At 59.0% G+C, this 14,590-nt stretch carries 17 protein-coding genes; 7 read left to right on the forward strand and 10 right to left on the reverse strand.

The window, feature by feature from the left end:
* The first annotated feature begins 93 nt into the window (after positions 1-93).
* Positions 94-1,254 carry a pyridoxal phosphate-dependent aminotransferase gene (locus Q3V30_RS16920; RefSeq protein ID WP_306207681.1) on the forward strand — a complete coding sequence of 387 codons (1,161 nt, stop codon included), beginning with the start codon at positions 94-96 and terminating at the stop codon, positions 1,252-1,254.
* Positions 1,242-2,009 (forward strand): amidohydrolase, encoded by a 768-nt coding sequence (locus Q3V30_RS16925; protein ID WP_306207683.1) that lies wholly within the window; start codon positions 1,242-1,244, stop codon positions 2,007-2,009. The genes Q3V30_RS16920 and Q3V30_RS16925 overlap by 13 nt, the downstream gene beginning before the upstream one ends.
* A 40-nt stretch (positions 2,010-2,049) precedes the next feature.
* Here the strand turns inward: Q3V30_RS16925 and Q3V30_RS16930 are convergent, their stop codons facing one another.
* The 9 genes from Q3V30_RS16930 to Q3V30_RS16970 all read right to left on the reverse strand — a co-directional run bounded on the left by Q3V30_RS16930 (position 2,050) and on the right by Q3V30_RS16970 (position 9,673).
* Positions 2,050-3,393, reverse strand: coding sequence for a nucleobase:cation symporter-2 family protein (locus tag Q3V30_RS16930; protein WP_306207685.1), 1,344 nt, complete (start codon positions 3,391-3,393; stop codon positions 2,050-2,052).
* 96 nt (positions 3,394-3,489) lie between these two features.
* Positions 3,490-3,825 carry a hydroxyisourate hydrolase gene (gene uraH, locus Q3V30_RS16935; protein WP_306207687.1) on the reverse strand — a complete coding sequence of 112 codons (336 nt, stop codon included), beginning with the start codon at positions 3,823-3,825 and terminating at the stop codon, positions 3,490-3,492.
* Positions 3,822-4,316, reverse strand: coding sequence for a 2-oxo-4-hydroxy-4-carboxy-5-ureidoimidazoline decarboxylase (gene uraD, locus Q3V30_RS16940; RefSeq protein ID WP_306207689.1), 495 nt, complete (start codon positions 4,314-4,316; stop codon positions 3,822-3,824). Before uraD ends, uraH begins: the two co-directional genes overlap by 4 nt.
* Positions 4,313-5,581, reverse strand: a complete 1,269-nt coding sequence (gene hpxK / locus Q3V30_RS16945) for an allantoate amidohydrolase (protein ID WP_306207691.1) — start codon at positions 5,579-5,581, stop codon at positions 4,313-4,315. Before hpxK ends, uraD begins: the two co-directional genes overlap by 4 nt.
* Positions 5,581-6,810, reverse strand: a complete 1,230-nt coding sequence (locus Q3V30_RS16950; protein ID WP_306207693.1) for a pyridoxal-phosphate-dependent aminotransferase family protein — start codon at positions 6,808-6,810, stop codon at positions 5,581-5,583. The genes hpxK and Q3V30_RS16950 overlap by 1 nt, the downstream gene beginning before the upstream one ends.
* A 31-nt stretch (positions 6,811-6,841) precedes the next feature.
* Positions 6,842-7,579 (reverse strand): amino acid ABC transporter ATP-binding protein, encoded by a 738-nt coding sequence (locus Q3V30_RS16955; RefSeq protein ID WP_306207695.1) that lies wholly within the window; start codon positions 7,577-7,579, stop codon positions 6,842-6,844.
* Positions 7,560-8,216 (reverse strand): amino acid ABC transporter permease, encoded by a 657-nt coding sequence (locus Q3V30_RS16960; protein WP_306207697.1) that lies wholly within the window; start codon positions 8,214-8,216, stop codon positions 7,560-7,562. The genes Q3V30_RS16955 and Q3V30_RS16960 overlap by 20 nt, the downstream gene beginning before the upstream one ends.
* Positions 8,213-8,881: an amino acid ABC transporter permease gene (locus Q3V30_RS16965; protein ID WP_306207699.1), complete on the reverse strand. Its 669-nt coding sequence runs from the start codon at positions 8,879-8,881 to the stop codon at positions 8,213-8,215. The genes Q3V30_RS16960 and Q3V30_RS16965 overlap by 4 nt, the downstream gene beginning before the upstream one ends.
* 9 nt (positions 8,882-8,890) lie before the next feature.
* Complete coding sequence (locus Q3V30_RS16970) at positions 8,891-9,673, reverse strand: transporter substrate-binding domain-containing protein (RefSeq protein WP_306207701.1); 783 nt, start codon at positions 9,671-9,673, stop codon at positions 8,891-8,893.
* 41 nt (positions 9,674-9,714) lie between these two features.
* Between Q3V30_RS16970 and Q3V30_RS16975 the strand changes: the two genes are divergently transcribed.
* Positions 9,715-10,053 (forward strand): hypothetical protein, encoded by a 339-nt coding sequence (locus tag Q3V30_RS16975; RefSeq protein WP_306207703.1) that lies wholly within the window; start codon positions 9,715-9,717, stop codon positions 10,051-10,053.
* Here the strand turns inward: Q3V30_RS16975 and hpxU are convergent.
* A complete protein-coding gene (gene hpxU, locus Q3V30_RS16980) occupies positions 9,979-10,818 on the reverse strand; it encodes a MurR/RpiR family transcriptional regulator HpxU (protein ID WP_306207705.1) in 840 nt (279 codons plus the stop codon). The genes Q3V30_RS16975 and hpxU overlap by 75 nt on opposite strands.
* Before the next feature lie 189 nt (positions 10,819-11,007).
* Here hpxU and Q3V30_RS16985 point away from each other — a divergent pair, with 189 nt between their 5' ends.
* Genes Q3V30_RS16985 through hpxZ form a run of 4 tightly spaced genes read left to right on the forward strand, consistent with a single transcriptional unit; the run spans position 11,008 to position 14,572 of the window.
* Positions 11,008-12,594 (forward strand): gamma-glutamyltransferase family protein, encoded by a 1,587-nt coding sequence (locus tag Q3V30_RS16985; RefSeq protein ID WP_306207707.1) that lies wholly within the window; start codon positions 11,008-11,010, stop codon positions 12,592-12,594.
* A gap of 12 nt (positions 12,595-12,606) precedes the next feature.
* A complete protein-coding gene (hpxX, locus tag Q3V30_RS16990) occupies positions 12,607-12,795 on the forward strand; it encodes an oxalurate catabolism protein HpxX (protein ID WP_306207709.1) in 189 nt (62 codons plus the stop codon).
* Positions 12,792-14,189, forward strand: a complete 1,398-nt coding sequence (locus Q3V30_RS16995) for an AtzE family amidohydrolase (protein WP_306207710.1) — start codon at positions 12,792-12,794, stop codon at positions 14,187-14,189. The genes hpxX and Q3V30_RS16995 overlap by 4 nt, the downstream gene beginning before the upstream one ends.
* Complete coding sequence (gene hpxZ / locus Q3V30_RS17000; RefSeq protein WP_306207712.1) at positions 14,189-14,572, forward strand: oxalurate catabolism protein HpxZ; 384 nt, start codon at positions 14,189-14,191, stop codon at positions 14,570-14,572. Before Q3V30_RS16995 ends, hpxZ begins: the two co-directional genes overlap by 1 nt.
* Positions 14,573-14,590 lie beyond the last annotated feature (18 nt).

A 14,590-nucleotide genomic window follows, 5' to 3' on the forward strand; every position in this document is an offset into this window, starting at 1 on the left:
TCTAAGCGTCTCGATTGCCAAATAGTAGCATCGACGCTATAGTGGCAGCAACACAGGGCTGCCAGATCTTAAAAACCGCCAGGACCACTCTTTATGAGCCAGACTTCGCTAATTCCCGAGAGCAAACTGCCTGCACTGGGCACCACCATCTTCACGCAGATGAGCGCGCTGGCGCAGCAGCATAACGCCATCAATTTGTCACAGGGCTTTCCCGATTTTGACGGCCCCGATTATCTGAAAGCGCGTCTGGCACATCATGTCAGCGCTGGCGCGAATCAGTATGCGCCCATGACCGGCGTCCAGCCGCTGCGCGATGCGATTGCCGCCAAGACTGCGGAACTCTATGGCTACAGGCCAGACAGCAATAGCGAAGTTACCGTAACCTCCGGCGCGACTGAAGCGCTCTATGCGGCGATTACCGCGCTGGTGCGCCCGGGTGATGAGGTTATCTGCTTCGATCCCAGCTACGACAGCTATGCGCCAGCCATTACTCTGGCGGGCGGCGTGACCAGGCGTATTGCCCTGCAGCCCCCTTCGTTCCGCGTTGACTGGCAGGCGTTTGCCGCTCTGCTTTCGCCACGCACCCGCCTGGTGATCCTGAATACGCCCCACAACCCTTCAGCCACCGTCTGGCAGAAAAGCGATTTTGCCTCGCTGTGGCAGGCGGTGAAAGAGCAGGAAACTTACATCCTGAGCGATGAAGTGTATGAGCATATTTGTTTTGCCGAAGCGGGCCATGCCAGCGTGCTGGCACATCCGGAGCTGCGTGAGCGCGCTATTGCGGTCTCCTCTTTTGGCAAAACCTTCCATATGACCGGCTGGAAAGTAGGCTACTGCGTGGCACCCGCCGCACTGACCGCTGAAGTACGCAAAGTGCATCAGTACCTTACTTTCTCGGTCAATACGCCGGCGCAGCTGGCGCTGGCGGATATGCTCAACGCTGAACCAGAACATTACCGTGAGCTGCCGGCGTTCTATCGTGCCCGCCGTGACCGCTTTGTGCAGGCGCTGGCCAGCAGTCGGCTGGAAGTTCTGCCGTGTGAAGGCACTTACTTCCTGCTGGCTGACTACAGCGCCATTTCCGATCTGAATGACGTGGCATTCTGTGAGTGGCTGACCAAAGAAGTGGGCGTGGCGGCTATTCCGCTCTCAGTGTTCTGCGCCGACGCCTTTCCTCATAAACTGATCCGCCTGTGCTTTGCCAAGCAGGAAGCCACGCTGGATGCCGCTGCGGAGCGCCTGTGTCAACTTTAAACCTCACCGTGTTACAACAGCCGCTGGTCTGGATGGAGGGCGAAGCGAACCTCGCCTTCTTCGATACGCTGCTGGCGGATCTGCAGGGACGCGATCTGATCATCCTGCCGGAAATGTTTACCACCGGTTTTGCGATGGAAGCGGCGAAAAGCTCGCTGCCGCAGGCGCGCGTGATCGAATGGCTGCATGAGAAGGCTAAAGCCTGCAAAGCGATGGTCGGTGGCAGTGCGGCTATCCAGACGGAAAAAGGGGCGGTGAACCGTTTTCTGCTGGTAGAGCCGGAGGGCAAAGTTCACTATTACGACAAGCGTCACCTCTTCCGCATGGCTGATGAGCATCATCACTACCTGGCGGGCGATCGTCGCGAAATTGTTGAGTGGCGCGGCTGGCGCATTCTGCCTCAGGTCTGTTATGACCTGCGCTTCCCGGTGTTTTCACGCAATGCCAACGACTATGACCTGGCGCTCTATGTCGCTAACTGGCCCGCACCGCGCGCCGCTCACTGGCAGGCGCTGCTGTTGGCGCGCGCTATTGAAAATCAGGCTTATATCGCCGGCTGTAACCGTGTCGGCAGTGACGGTAATCATCATCACTACAGCGGCGACAGCCGGATTATCAGCCCTCAGGGCGAGATCCTGGCATCAGGCGAGGCGCATCAGCCCGCCATCCTTAACGCCGGGCTGTCGCTGGAAACGCTGCGGGAGTACCGCGAGCGCTTTCCTGCCTGGCGTGATGCAGATCCTTTCAGCCTGTGATGCTGAACTAAAGAGTAAAAAAACCCGCTTCCGGCGGGTTTTATTTTGCCGCCCCACGGCTCCTTTCCTGAGAGGGCTGCACGCTTACCGGCTGTTTTGCCACGCTGTTAAAAACGATATTGAGCAGCACGGAAACCAGGCAGGCGGCGCTGATGCCTGAATGGAAAATAGTGCGTACCCAGCCAGGGAAGTGATCATAGAACGACGGCATCACCACCGGGATCATGCCAAAAGCCAGGGAGGTGGCGACGATCACCAGGTTCATGTTCTCTTTGTAATCCACCTTTGCCAGGGTACGGATCCCGCTGGCGGCTACGGTGCCAAACAGCACCACACCTGCTCCGCCCAGCACCGGCATCGGCACTGCCGCCACTATTCTGCCGAGTACCGGCAGGCACCCTGACAGCACCAAAATCACCCCGCCTGCTGCCACCACATAGCGGCTTTTGATCCCGGTAATCGCCACCAGGCCAATGTTTTGCGCAAAAGCGCTTTGCGGGAACGAGTTAAACACCGGGGACAGCGCGCTGGTCAGCATATCGGCCCGCAGGCCGCTGGCGATACGTTTGCCATCCACTTCGGTGCCCACAATCTCGCCAATGGCGATCAGCCCTGCGGTGGTCTCCGTCAGCAGAACCAGCACGATAAGCGTCATCGACAGGATTGCCGCCACGTCGAACACCGGCAGGCCAAAGGTCAATATGCCAGGCATGGCTACCAGATCGCCCTGCAGCACCGCAGAGAAGTGTGTGCTCCCCTTCAGCACCGCAAACAGCGTCCCCAGCACCATCGCCAGCAGCACCGCTAATCGCTTCACCGCGCTGTTTCCTATGCGGTTAAGCAGCAGCACCAGCCCGAGAGTTATCGCAGCCAGGCCAATATTTGCCGTTGAGCCCCAGTCGGGGGTCGTGGGGTTACCGCCCATCGCCCAGCGGGCCGCTACCGGCATCAGTGAAAGGCCGATGGCAGTAATCACCGTGCCGGTAACGACAGGAGGAAAGAAGCGAATGATCTGGGCAAACAGCGGGGCAATCAGCAGGCCAATCAGGGAAGAGGCGATAACCGCACCAAACACCACCGGCAGGCCGCCGCCGCTGGTGACCAGCGTGACCATTGTTGCCACCCCGGCAAACGACACCCCCTGCACCAATGGCAGCCGCGAGCCGAAACCTGGCATGCCCAGCGCCTGTAACAGGGTGGCGAAGCCGCTGACAAACAGCGCCGCCGTAATCAACAGCCCCAGGTCTGCGCCGTGCAGTCCGGCGGCAGAGCCAATAATCAGTGGCGGAGCGATAATACCGCCATACATTGTCAGCACGTGCTGCAATCCCCAGGCAAAGGTTTTCCCTGCCGGATAACGCGTATCTTCTGGCCTGACGCTCATCATGACACCTTTTACTGTTTACCTGTCGCAACAGGCGTTTGTCTTGCCCTCCCTGTGGGCCAGGAGTCAGCCACAGGGAGAGATTGAGTAGCTCAATCAGCTGCCGCGGTAGGTGGACCACGACCAGGGAGAGATCAGGAACGGCAGATGATAGTGACCGCCTGCTTCAGGAAGGAGGAAATCGATCTGCGCGCTGACGTAAAGCGCTTCACGTCCGCTGGCGGCAAAATAGCTGGCGAGATCGGCAACCAGACGATAGCGCCCAGCCGCCAGACCGTCCGGCGTCAGATCTTTAATGCGCCCGTCGCCATCAGTTGCGCCGCTGGCAACGGTTTGCCAGCTTTGTGCAATCTGCTGTTCCAGCAGGATAGTGACGCCAGCCGCCGGTTTTCCCAGGGCGGTATCCAGCACGTGGGTAGTTATTGTGTTCATACGAAAGTCTCCTTAAGGCGCAGCAGGGTGATTTCACGCAGCTGATCCAGCGCTTCCTGCTGCTCCTGCTGCGGATCGTTAGTCAGCCGCCGCCGCAGCTCTGCCAGCATCTCTTCCCCGCTGCGCCCTTTTGCGCGGATCAAAAAAACGCGGCCAAAACGCTGCTCGTAGGCAGCGTTTCCCGCCTGCAGCGCCTGCTTTAACTCCCTGTCCTGCGCATTGACGCTGGCCTGCTCGCCGCGGGAGAGCCCCGCTTCTTTGCTGTTGCCCTGCGCTTTTTCGCCAATACGCGGATGCGCCGATAGCGCCTGATTCAGCGACTGCTCATCCCACTGGCGTGCCAGCGTATCTCCCTGGTTCAGCAATGCCGCCAGCGAAGAAAACGGCCTTGCTGCCACCAGCGCGTCTCGCCAGTCCGGGATTGCCACGCAGTGCGCCAGCTTCTCGCCCGCCTCCGCCACGGGGGCCTGATTGAACTCATCCAGCGTCATTCTCTGCCTCCTGATGCCACCGCAAACACTGCCCGGGCGTAAGCCTGAATGGCCAGAGCAACATCTTTCTCCTGCACCGATTCCGCCGGATGATGGCTGATACCGCGATCGCAGCGCACAAACAGCATGCCGACCGGCCAGCGTTCCGCAATGGCAATGGCATCATGTCCGGCACCGCTCGGCAGCGCCAGGCTGCGGCCCTGTACTTCTGAAACCGCCTGCGTTAAGGCAGCCTGCAACCCTTCATCGCAACGCGTGGCGGGGATGCGGTAATATTCGTCTGAACGGAACGTCAGCCCGCGCCGCAGCGCGATCGCTTCCGCCTGGGTCAGCAGGTCAGAGAGCAGCTCTGCCAGCGGCTGATCTTCAGGCCCGCGCACGTCCAGCGTCAGCGCCACAGCGCCCGGAATGACGTTGACCGCGCCCGGCGAACACTGCAACGTGCCTACTGTAGCCACCAGCTGTGGGCCATGCTTTGGCGCAGCCTGTTCAACGTACACTATCCATTCCGCTGCGGCGGCCAGCGCATCTTTACGGTGCGTCATCGGCACCGTACCGGCGTGGCCCGCTTCGCCGACAAACTCGCAGTTAAGCCGACGCGCGCCGTTGATGGCGGTGACCACGCCCAGCGCAAGGTTCTCCTGCTCCAGGCAAGGCCCCTGCTCGATGTGCAGCTCAAGATAGGCCACAATATCGCTGACTTCACGAGCCGCCTGCTGCACGGCATCCCCATCCAGCCCCACGTCCGCCATCGCCTGCGCCACGGTGATACTGTTGCCATCGGGATGGGTTATCCAGCTTTCCGGCCAGCTGCCGGTAAGACCCCGGCTGCCCAACAGGGTGATGCCGAACCGCGTGCCCTCTTCATCACCAAACCCGACAATTTCAATCGCCAGCGGTAAGCGCATTTGCTGTTGATGCAGCGCCTGCACGGTTTCAATCGCCGTCACCACGCCGAGCATGCCGTCGTAGCGTCCCGCGTTACGAACCGTATCCAGATGAGAGCCGAGCAGCAGCGCCGGTGCGCCTGGCTCAAGCCCCTCATAGCGGCCGCAGATATTGCCCACGCTATCCTGCCAGACGCGCATACCGGCTGCGCGCATCCACTCACCGACCAGCGCGTTAGCCTGCAAATGTTCCGGCGAGAGATAGACACGCGTCAGAAAGCCCGGCGTTTCGGTGATCTCCGCCAGACAATCGCAGCGCGCCATCACTCTGGCGGCCGCCTCTGCCGCGCTGGCGGCACTTATCAGGCCGTCGCTCATCAGCAGCTCCCGTTGGCGTAATGATCCCAGGCTGACTGCATCGCGGCGCCCTGGGTGCTTTTGAAACCCAGATAGTTGAGCACCGACTCCAGCGCGCTCAGGGTCTGCATCACACAATCTTTGCGGGCGTTATAGCCCATGGTGCCGATGCGCCACACTTTGCCGTGCAGCGGACCAAAGGAGGTGCCGATTTCAATACCGAAATCTTCCAGCATCAGCTTGCGAGCCTGGTCGCCGTTAACGCCCTGCGGGATCATCACCCCCAGCACATTGTTCATTTTGTATTTCAGGTTGCCGAAGGTCTCCAGCCCCATGCCCTGAATGCCTTTTAACAGCGCATCGCCGTGCAGCTTGTGCCGCGCGATGCCGTTATCCAGCCCCTCCTGCAGGATCAGTCGGGCGCATTCGCGGGCGCCAAACAGGGCGCTGGTCGCTTCGGTATGGTGGTTCAGCCGCTCCGGGCCCCAGTAATCCATGATCATCCCGAGATCGAAATAGTTCGAGTAGATCATCTCATCATCCCCATCCTGATGCGCCGCCGTGCGGATCCCCTCCTCCACGCATTTACGCTTGCGGATCGCGGCTTCCATCTGCGGGCTGAGGGTGACAGGTGAAGTGCCTGAAGGGCCACCCAGACATTTCTGCATTCCGGCGGAGACCGCATCCAGCCCCCATGCGTCCGTTTCCAGCACGTTACCTGCCAGCGAGGCGGTAGCGTCGGTATAGAACAGCACGCCATACTTTTTGCAGATAGCGCCCAGCTCTTCCAGCGGTTGCAGCATGGTGGTGGAGGTGTCGCCCTGCACCGTCAGCAACAGGCGCGGGCGGACGGTTTTAATGGCATCCTCAATCTGGTCAGGGGTGAACACTTCGCCCCACGGCACCTCGATGGTGTGTACTTCAGCACGACAGCGGCGGGCTATCTCGCACAGCAGATGGCCGAAACGGCCAAATACCGGCACCAGCACTTTATCGCCAGGGCGGATAGCGGAAAGCAGGATAGCTTCAATCCCGGCGCGGGAGGTGCCGTCGATCAGCATCGTCCATCTGTTTTCGGTGCGAAACACGCCGCGATAAAGCTCCATCACTTCGTTCATGTAGTGCGTCATCGCCGGATCGTATTGCCCCAGCAGCTGGCTGGACATGGCGCGCAGCACGCGCGGGTCGGCATTGATTGGCCCAGGCCCCATCAGCAGACGCTGCGGCGGGTTAATCTGTGAGTATTTCATCCATTTTTTCCTTCTCTGACCGAAGCGGCGCTCAGCTCAGGCCGCGCACCGATGAGATAAATTGTTTGAGTTCCTGCGACTGCGGGTTGGCGAAGACGCTTTTGCTGTCGCCCTGCTCCCACACGCGCCCCTGGTGCATAAACACCACGCGGTCGCCCACTTCACGGGCAAAATTCATTTCGTGGGTCACCAGAATAAGCGTCATGCCCTCTCTGGCTAACTGCTCCAGCACCTTGAGCACTTCGCCCACCAGTTCCGGGTCCAGCGCCGAGGTAATTTCATCACACAGCAAAACTTTCGGGGACATCGCCAGCGCACGGGCTATTGCCACCCGCTGCTGCTGGCCGCCTGAGAGGTTCGACGGGAAGTAGTCCATCCGGTCACCCAGCCCCACTTTTTCCAGCATCTGCGCCGCCAGCGTCCGGCATTCCGCTTCGCTCTTTTTCAGCACCCGCCTGGGTGCCAGCATGACGTTTTCCAGCGCGGTCATATGCGGAAACAGGTTGAAGTTCTGGAACACCATGCCAACGGAGCGGCTGATTTCACGCGCCTGAGAATCCCTGTCGGTGATGGTCATGCCGCCCAGCTTGATGCTGCCTTCCTGATAGCCTTCCAGCCCGTTGATGCAGCGCAGCAGAGTACTTTTTCCCGAGCCGCTGCGGCCAATAATAGAGATGACCTCCCCCATATCGACATCGAGATCCACGCCTTTCAGCACGTGGTTCTCGCCATAATATTTCTGCACCTGATTAATGGTGATGAGCGGCATTAAATTTCTTCTCCAGGTACTGGCTGTAGCGGGACAGCGGATAACACATCAGGAAGTAGCCCGCGGCCACCAGCCCGAAAACCTTAAACGGTTGATAGGTGACGTTGTTCAGAATGGTGCCGGCTTTGGTCAGCTCGACAAAGCCAATGATTGAGGCCAGCGCGGTGCCTTTGATCACCTGTACGGCAAAGCCCACGGTTGGCGCAATGCCGATACGTAGCGCCTGCGGCAACACCACGCGGTATAACGTCTGGCCGAAGTTCAGCCCCAGGCAGCGTGATGCTTCCCACTGCCCTTTTGGCAGGGCAAGGATGCTGCCGTGCCAGATATCAACCAGAAAAGCGCTGGTGTAAAAGGTCAGGGCCAGCGAGGCGGCGGTCCACGGCGAAACGTCAATGCCAAACAGCGCCACGCCAAAAAAGGCCAGGAAGAGCTGCATCAGCAGCGGCGTGCCCTGAAACAGCTCAATGTAGGCGCGGATCAGGCGCATCGGCCAGCGACGGCGGGTCAGCCGTACCATCACCAGCGGCAGAGCCACTACGGTGCCGCCGACGAAAGCGGTGAGTGACAGCAAAATTGTCCAGCGGGCAGCCAGCAGCAAATTGCGCAGGATGTCCCAGTCGGTAAAGGTATTCATCCCTGCGCGCTCCCTAACCATTTACGGCCCGCGGCCAGCAGCAGCTGGCGCATCACAATCGACAACGCCAGGTAGATAAGCGTGGTCACCAGATAAACTTCAAAACTCAGGAAGGTGCGCGACTGGATCAGGTTGGCGGCAAAGGTCAGCTCTTCATAAGAGACCTGAGATACCACCGACGAGCCCAGCATCACGATAATGCACTGGCTGACCAGCGCCGGGTAGATCCGCTTCAGGGAAGGCGGCAACACAACGCGCATAAAGGTTTGCCCCCGGCTTAATCCCAGCACGCGTCCCGCTTCCCACTGCCCTTTTGGCGTGACCTGGATCCCGGCACGAATGATCTCCGTGCTGTAGGCGCCAAGGTTAATCAGCATTGCCAGCAGCGCCGCTTCCCCGGCGGTAAGCTTCAGCCCCAGATTGGGCAGGCCAAACACAATAAAGAAAAGCTGCACCACAAACGGCGTGTTACGGATCAGCTCCACATAACCGCCCCAAAGGCGGCTAATCAGAGAAGGTTTTCCGCTGCGCAGGGCGGCGCCAAGGATACCCAGCGCCACGCCGCCAGTGGTAGCCAGAACAGTAAGCTGGATAGTGATCCAGAGGCCGGAAAGCAGTTCCGGCCAGTAAGGCCACAGCGCAGGAAAATCAAGTTGCCCAATCATCAGCAACCCTTACGCGCCGAGGTCTGCAGGCAGCGGCGCTTTCAGCCACTCTTCCGAGAGCGCGTTCAGGGTTTTATCTTTGATCGCCTGCTCAATCAGCCCGTCCACTTTGGCTTTCAGCGCAGGTTCATCCTTACGCATGCCGATAAAACATGGCGAATCCTTCAGCATAAATTTTGGCACCGGCGCTTTATCTGCGTTCTGACGGGCAATGGCGGCTACCACCAGGTTACCGGTCGCCACATACTGCACCTGACCGGAGAGGTAAGCCGAGAGCGTGGTGTTGTTATCTTCATAGCGCTTGAGCTGGGTATCTTTTGGCGCCAGATCGGTTAACACCATGTCTTCCACCGCCCCACGGGTCACGCCGATGGATTTACCGCTCAGCGCAGCGGCGTCTTTCAGCTCAGCCTCTTTCGGGCCGAAAACGCCCAGGAAGAACGGCGCATAAGCGCGGCTGAAGGCGATCGCTTTTTCACGTTCCGGGTTTTTACCCAGGCTGGAGATCACCAGATCCACCTTGTCGGTTTGCAGATAGGGTACGCGGTTGGCGCTGGTAACGGGCACCAGCTGCAACTTAAGTTTCATCTGTTTCGCCAGGTATTTCGCCATATCAATGTCGTAACCCTGCGGCTGCAGATCGGTGCCGACTGAACCAAACGGCGGAAAATCCTGCGGTACGGCAACACGTAAAACGCCACGCTTTTCAATATCCTGCAGCTGGTCGGCCCTGGCCGTCACCTGCGTTAACATCAGAGCCGCGCCCACTACTGCCAGTAATACTTTTTTCATCTGCTCTTCCCCGAATAATAAAACCATGAAACGAAAGATTCTTGAAGAGTTTATTTGCAACTAATGTGCCAGCGAGAAGCGAAGGTGGTGAAAATTTGTTTCTGCCGGGGAAGAAGGTCTGGCGGGAAGGAAATCGTCAGGGAAAAAGGGTGTGGAAACGGGCGGTTAAGCAATTAAGGGTGAAAACCTGCCAGGCAAACGATTGCATTCCTCTTAAAAAAGGTTCCAATCGCGCTCAGGAAGAAGGGGGAGATCGCTGGAGCGATCTGCCCCAAAAAAAGGCAAAGCACCAAAAAGGTGCCCCATTACCGCTGTTCCAGCTCATCCAGCTGGCTGTAAAGATCGGCTATCTGATGGATGCGCTGGCGGCCTTCGCTTAAAAGTTCATGCAGCACAGCGTTCGCCAGCAGATTTATTAAACTATTGGCTGAAGCGTAGCTATCAAAAGCGGAAACGCTGTCCAGCGGCGCGCAGAGCTGCCAGCGGGCCAGCGCGATAACAGCCTGGGCCTGGGGTTCGCAAACCACCACCGTGGGGATAGCGTCCAGCTGTAACTGCTGAAGTAAGGGCTTGATAATGCGTGGGCGGCGACGGAAAGCGAGCACCACCACCATGTCGTTCTGCGTCACTTCCACCAGCTCTTCAGAGAGCGTCTGGCCTGGCTGAGGCAGCACCTGAACGCCCCCTCTTGCCTGCAGCAGCTGCTGCCGCAGGTGCAGCGCAACCGGGTAGGCGTTGCGCAGCCCGACGATAAACACGCGCTTGCTGCTGGCCAGCTGCTGCACCACTTCACCAAACTGCGTGGCGTCGATGCCGTTCACCCACTGTGTCAGATTCGCCATCTCCTGCTTGTAATGCCGGGCGAGTAAGGTGTTGCCCTGCACTGCATCACGGTTATCGGTTAACGGCATCCCGCTCTGACGAAGCGTACGCAGCTCGTCGCGCATATCTTTATATTTTTCATACCCAAGCCGCTTGAACAGACGGCTGACGGTGGCCTTGGAGACACCGCTGAGCCTGGCCAGTTCGGCGCTGTTGTAGCTGATCAGATCGTCAAAATGATCGAAGACAAAATCCCCTACCCGCTGCTCCTGAGGGGAGAGCTGGGGATAGTGGCTTCTCAGACGTTCATCGAGCTGCTTCATAGCGTTGACCTTGTAACTTTTGTTTCAGAGAATCTGCAAACTGCGTGCCGGACGGAAAACTTATTTTGCCGTCAGCCAGCAATTTTGTCTCGCCCTTATGATCAGAGAGGCAATTAACCTTTTCTTGCTGACAAACTGGAACAGCTCTTGCTTCCCTACTCCCCTGTAACCCTAAAATAAGAGACTGGAATGATTCAGAGTAATATCGCCCCGTTGGGTATGGCCGTCGCTCCCCATCATCTTGCCAGCGAAAGCGCCCTGGCCGTCCTGCGTAAAGGAGGCAATGCCATTGAAGCGATGGTTGCCGCTGCTGCCACCATCGCGGTGGTCTATCCGCATATGAATGGCCTGGGCGGAGACGGCTTCTGGCTGATCGTTCCTCCTCAGGGTGAGCCGGTTGCCATTGATGCCAGCGGTGCTGCCGGCTCGCTGGCCGATCTCGCTTTTTATAAGAACGCCGCCGCCATTCCCCATCGAGGCCCTGAAGCCGCCCTGACAGTAGCTGGCACCGTGAGCGGCTGGGCGGAAGCGCTGGCGGTTTCAGCCGAATTTGGCGGTACGCCGACGCCGGTTGCCAGGCTGCTGGCCGATGCCATTCGCTATGCCGCCGACGGTATTCCGGTCACCCAGTCGCAATCCTCCGCTACCGCAAGCAAATACCATGAGCTGGCGGATCAGCCCGGCTTTGCGCAGACCTTTCTTCCCGATGGTGAAGTGCCGAAGGCGGGCAGCCGCTTCACGCAGCCGGCGCTGGCCAATACGCTGAGCCTGCTGACCGAAGAGGGGCTGGAGAGTTTTTATCGCGGCTCTCTTGCCAGAAAAATGGCGAGTGAAATGTCCCGTCTGGGGATGCCGGTTACCCTTGAAGATCTGAATAATCACCGGGCAAAACGCCGGACGCCGCTGCGTATCCAGCATCAGTGCGGCGAAGTTTACAACATGACGCCGCCCACGCAGGGGCTGGTTTCGCTGGCGATCCTTGGTATTACCGACAGTTTAAATATGCGCGATGCCACGGAAACGCAGACCATTCATCGCATTGTAGAAGCGACCAAGCTCGCTTTCAGCCTGCGCGATCGTTATATCACCGACCCGCTGCATATGCAGGAAGAGATGCAGGCGTTGCTGAATTCAGACCTGCTGGCGCAGATGGCAGAAAAAGTCAGTGACCAGCAGGCCGCGCCCTGGGGTACTGGTAAAGGTCCTGGCGATACCGTCTGGATGGGCGTCATGGACAGCAGCGGCCTGGCCGTGTCGTTTATTCAGAGTATTTATCATGAATTTGGCAGCGGTGTAGTGCTGCCAGATACCGGCATTACCTGGCAGAACCGCGGAGCGGCTTTCAGCCTCGATCCCGACCATCTTCTGGCCTTGAAGCCAGGCAAACAGCCTTTCCACACGCTGAATCCCGCCGCCGCGCGGCTGAACGATGGCCGCACCATGGTTTATGGCTCAATGGGCGGCGACGGGCAGCCGCAAACGCAGGCCGCCATTTTTACCCGCCACGTTGTCCAGGGGATGCCGCTTCAGCAATGTGTCAGCGCGCCACGCTGGCTGCTGGGCCGTACCTGGGGCCAGGCCTCTGACTCTCTGAAGCTGGAGAGCCGTTTTCCCCAGGAAACCTTTGAGCAGCTTCGTGCCCTGGGCCACGAAGTGGAGGCGCTGCCCGACTTCAGTGAAGCGGTAGGCCATGCAGGCGCCATCGTGCGGCACACCAACGGCATGCTGGAAGGGGCATGTGACCCAAGAAGCAACGGCAGCGCAGCCGGTTTTTAACAGGAGAAGAGCATGAATCAACATTCGCCCGACTGGGCAGCGTATGTGGCACAGATGGAGCAGGTTCTCGGCGTGACGTTAGATGACCAGCGCCGGGCCGAGCTGCTGGTGCAGTTTACCCGTATTGCCGGTATGGCGACGCCGCTGATGGCTTTTCCGCTGGACGATCGTCTTGAAGTGGCTGGAGTGTATAAAGCATGAATCCAGCCTCCTTGAGTATCAAAGAGTTACAGGGCGCGCTAACCAAAGGTGAGCTTAGCGCGCGGGATATTGCGCAGCAGACGCTCAGCCAGATTGAGCAGCTGAATCCGGCGATTAACGCATGGACTGAGGTGACTCAAGATCGCATGCTTAATGAGGCCGATCGTCTGGATCGTCTGCGTAAAGAGGGGCCGCTGCCTCCGCTGGCCGCAGTGCCCTACGCGGTGAAGAATCTGTTTGACGTGGCGGGCCATGTCACGCTGGCGGGTGCCAGCCTGTTCAGCGATCGTCAGGCGGCGAAGCAGGATAGCTGGGCAGTGAGCAGGCTGGGCAATGCGGGCGCCCTGCTCTCCGGCATGCTGAATATGGATGCCTATGCTTATGGCTTTACCACCGAGAACAGCCATTACGGCGCCACAAGAAACCCGCATGATGTGCAGCGTATTGCAGGCGGCTCCTCTGGCGGTTCAGCGGCGGCGGTGGCTGCCGGGCTGGTCAACTTCTCCTTAGGCACCGATACCAATGGTTCTATCCGCGTGCCGGCTTCGCTGTGTGGGATTTTTGGCCTGAAGCCGACCTTTGGCCGCCTTTCCCGCAGCGGCAGCCAGCCGTTTGTAGCGAGCCTCGATCATATCGGGCCATTTGCCCGCTCCGTTGAGGATCTGGCCGTGGTTTATGACGCCCTGCAGGGGCGCGATCCGCACGACAGTTTCCAGGCTGAGAAAGCGACTCATCCCGCCCACCGGTTACTGGAACATGGTCTGGAAGGCCTGCGCTGCGGCGTGCTGGGCGGCTATTTCCAGACCTGGTGCAGCGATGAAGCCCGCGCCGCCGTTGCGGTAGCGGCCAGAGCGCTGAACGCCGGAGATGAGGTTCTGTTCCCGGAAGCTGAACTCGCCCGTACCGCCGCCTTTATCATTACCGCTTCGGAGGGGGGGAATCACTATCTGCCTGCATTGCGCACTCAGCCTGAGCGGTTTGAGCCGCTTTCGCGAGAGCGTCTGCTGGCTGGGGCGATGATCCCTTCCGCGTGGTATGTGCAGGCTCAGCGCTTCCGCCACCATTTCCGGCAGCAGGTTTTACCGCTGTTCGATCGGTTTGACGTGCTGATTGCGCCCGCCACGCCAGCTACCGCCACGCTGATTGGCGAGGAAACCATGTATATCAACGGTACTGATTTGCCAATTCGCGCGAGCATGGGGATGTTAACGCAGCCCATCTCTTTCCTAGGGCTGCCGGTCACTACGGTGCCGCTGCAAACGCCGGGCGGTTTGCCGATCGGCCTGCAGCTGATTGCTGCGCCATTTAAAGAGGAGGCGTGCCTGCGCGCGGCCTGGGCGTTGGAAAAAATGGGTATTGCGAAAGCGGCGCCCGCCACGTTGAGTGCACAATAATGAAAAGTGAATATATCGATCGTCCGGCAATTTTAGCTGAAGTGACCGCGGCTTTTTACCGCTATGAAGAGGCGCTGATCAGCAATGATACCGTGGAGCTGGATGAGCTGTTCTGGCATGACGAGCGCACGGTGCGTCTGGGCGCCGGAGAGAATCTGTACGGCATTGAAGAGATCAGAGCTTTTCGGGCGTCTCGTCCGGCAAAAGGGCTGGATCGCGAGTTGCGTAATACGGTGATCACCACGTTTGGTGAAGATTATGCCGTGTGCAGTACCGAGTTCATCCGCGAAGGCAGCGATAAAATCGGTCGTCAGCAGCAGACCTGGGTCAAGCTGCCCTGCGGCTGGCGGATTGTGGCTGCGCAGGTCAGTTTGATGAGCTGATTGGGATCTGTTTAAAGG

Source organism: Erwinia pyri, assembly GCF_030758455.1.
In the GTDB taxonomy this organism is placed as follows: Bacteria; Pseudomonadota; Gammaproteobacteria; order Enterobacterales; family Enterobacteriaceae; genus Erwinia; species Erwinia pyri.

What these genes read in the sequence shown, in the direction of transcription:
- Q3V30_RS16920 (WP_306207681.1), top strand. Translation starts at nt 94, where the DNA reads ATGAGCCAGACTTCGCTAATTCCCGAGAGCAAACTGCCTGCACTGGGC.
- Q3V30_RS16930 (WP_306207685.1), bottom strand. Translation starts at nt 3,393, where the DNA reads ATGAGCGTCAGGCCAGAAGATACGCGTTATCCGGCAGGGAAAACCTTT.
- uraH (WP_306207687.1), bottom strand. Translation starts at nt 3,825, where the DNA reads ATGAACACAATAACTACCCACGTGCTGGATACCGCCCTGGGAAAACCG.
- uraD (WP_306207689.1), bottom strand. Translation starts at nt 4,316, where the DNA reads ATGACGCTGGATGAGTTCAATCAGGCCCCCGTGGCGGAGGCGGGCGAG.
- hpxK (WP_306207691.1), bottom strand. Translation starts at nt 5,581, where the DNA reads ATGAGCGACGGCCTGATAAGTGCCGCCAGCGCGGCAGAGGCGGCCGCC.
- Q3V30_RS16950 (WP_306207693.1), bottom strand. Translation starts at nt 6,810, where the DNA reads ATGAAATACTCACAGATTAACCCGCCGCAGCGTCTGCTGATGGGGCCT.
- Q3V30_RS16955 (WP_306207695.1), bottom strand. Translation starts at nt 7,579, where the DNA reads ATGCCGCTCATCACCATTAATCAGGTGCAGAAATATTATGGCGAGAAC.
- Q3V30_RS16960 (WP_306207697.1), bottom strand. Translation starts at nt 8,216, where the DNA reads ATGAATACCTTTACCGACTGGGACATCCTGCGCAATTTGCTGCTGGCT.
- Q3V30_RS16965 (WP_306207699.1), bottom strand. Translation starts at nt 8,881, where the DNA reads ATGATTGGGCAACTTGATTTTCCTGCGCTGTGGCCTTACTGGCCGGAA.
- Q3V30_RS16970 (WP_306207701.1), bottom strand. Translation starts at nt 9,673, where the DNA reads ATGAAAAAAGTATTACTGGCAGTAGTGGGCGCGGCTCTGATGTTAACG.
- hpxU (WP_306207705.1), bottom strand. Translation starts at nt 10,818, where the DNA reads ATGAAGCAGCTCGATGAACGTCTGAGAAGCCACTATCCCCAGCTCTCC.
- Q3V30_RS16985 (WP_306207707.1), top strand. Translation starts at nt 11,008, where the DNA reads ATGATTCAGAGTAATATCGCCCCGTTGGGTATGGCCGTCGCTCCCCAT.
- hpxX (WP_306207709.1), top strand. Translation starts at nt 12,607, where the DNA reads ATGAATCAACATTCGCCCGACTGGGCAGCGTATGTGGCACAGATGGAG.
- Q3V30_RS16995 (WP_306207710.1), top strand. Translation starts at nt 12,792, where the DNA reads ATGAATCCAGCCTCCTTGAGTATCAAAGAGTTACAGGGCGCGCTAACC.
- hpxZ (WP_306207712.1), top strand. Translation starts at nt 14,189, where the DNA reads ATGAAAAGTGAATATATCGATCGTCCGGCAATTTTAGCTGAAGTGACC.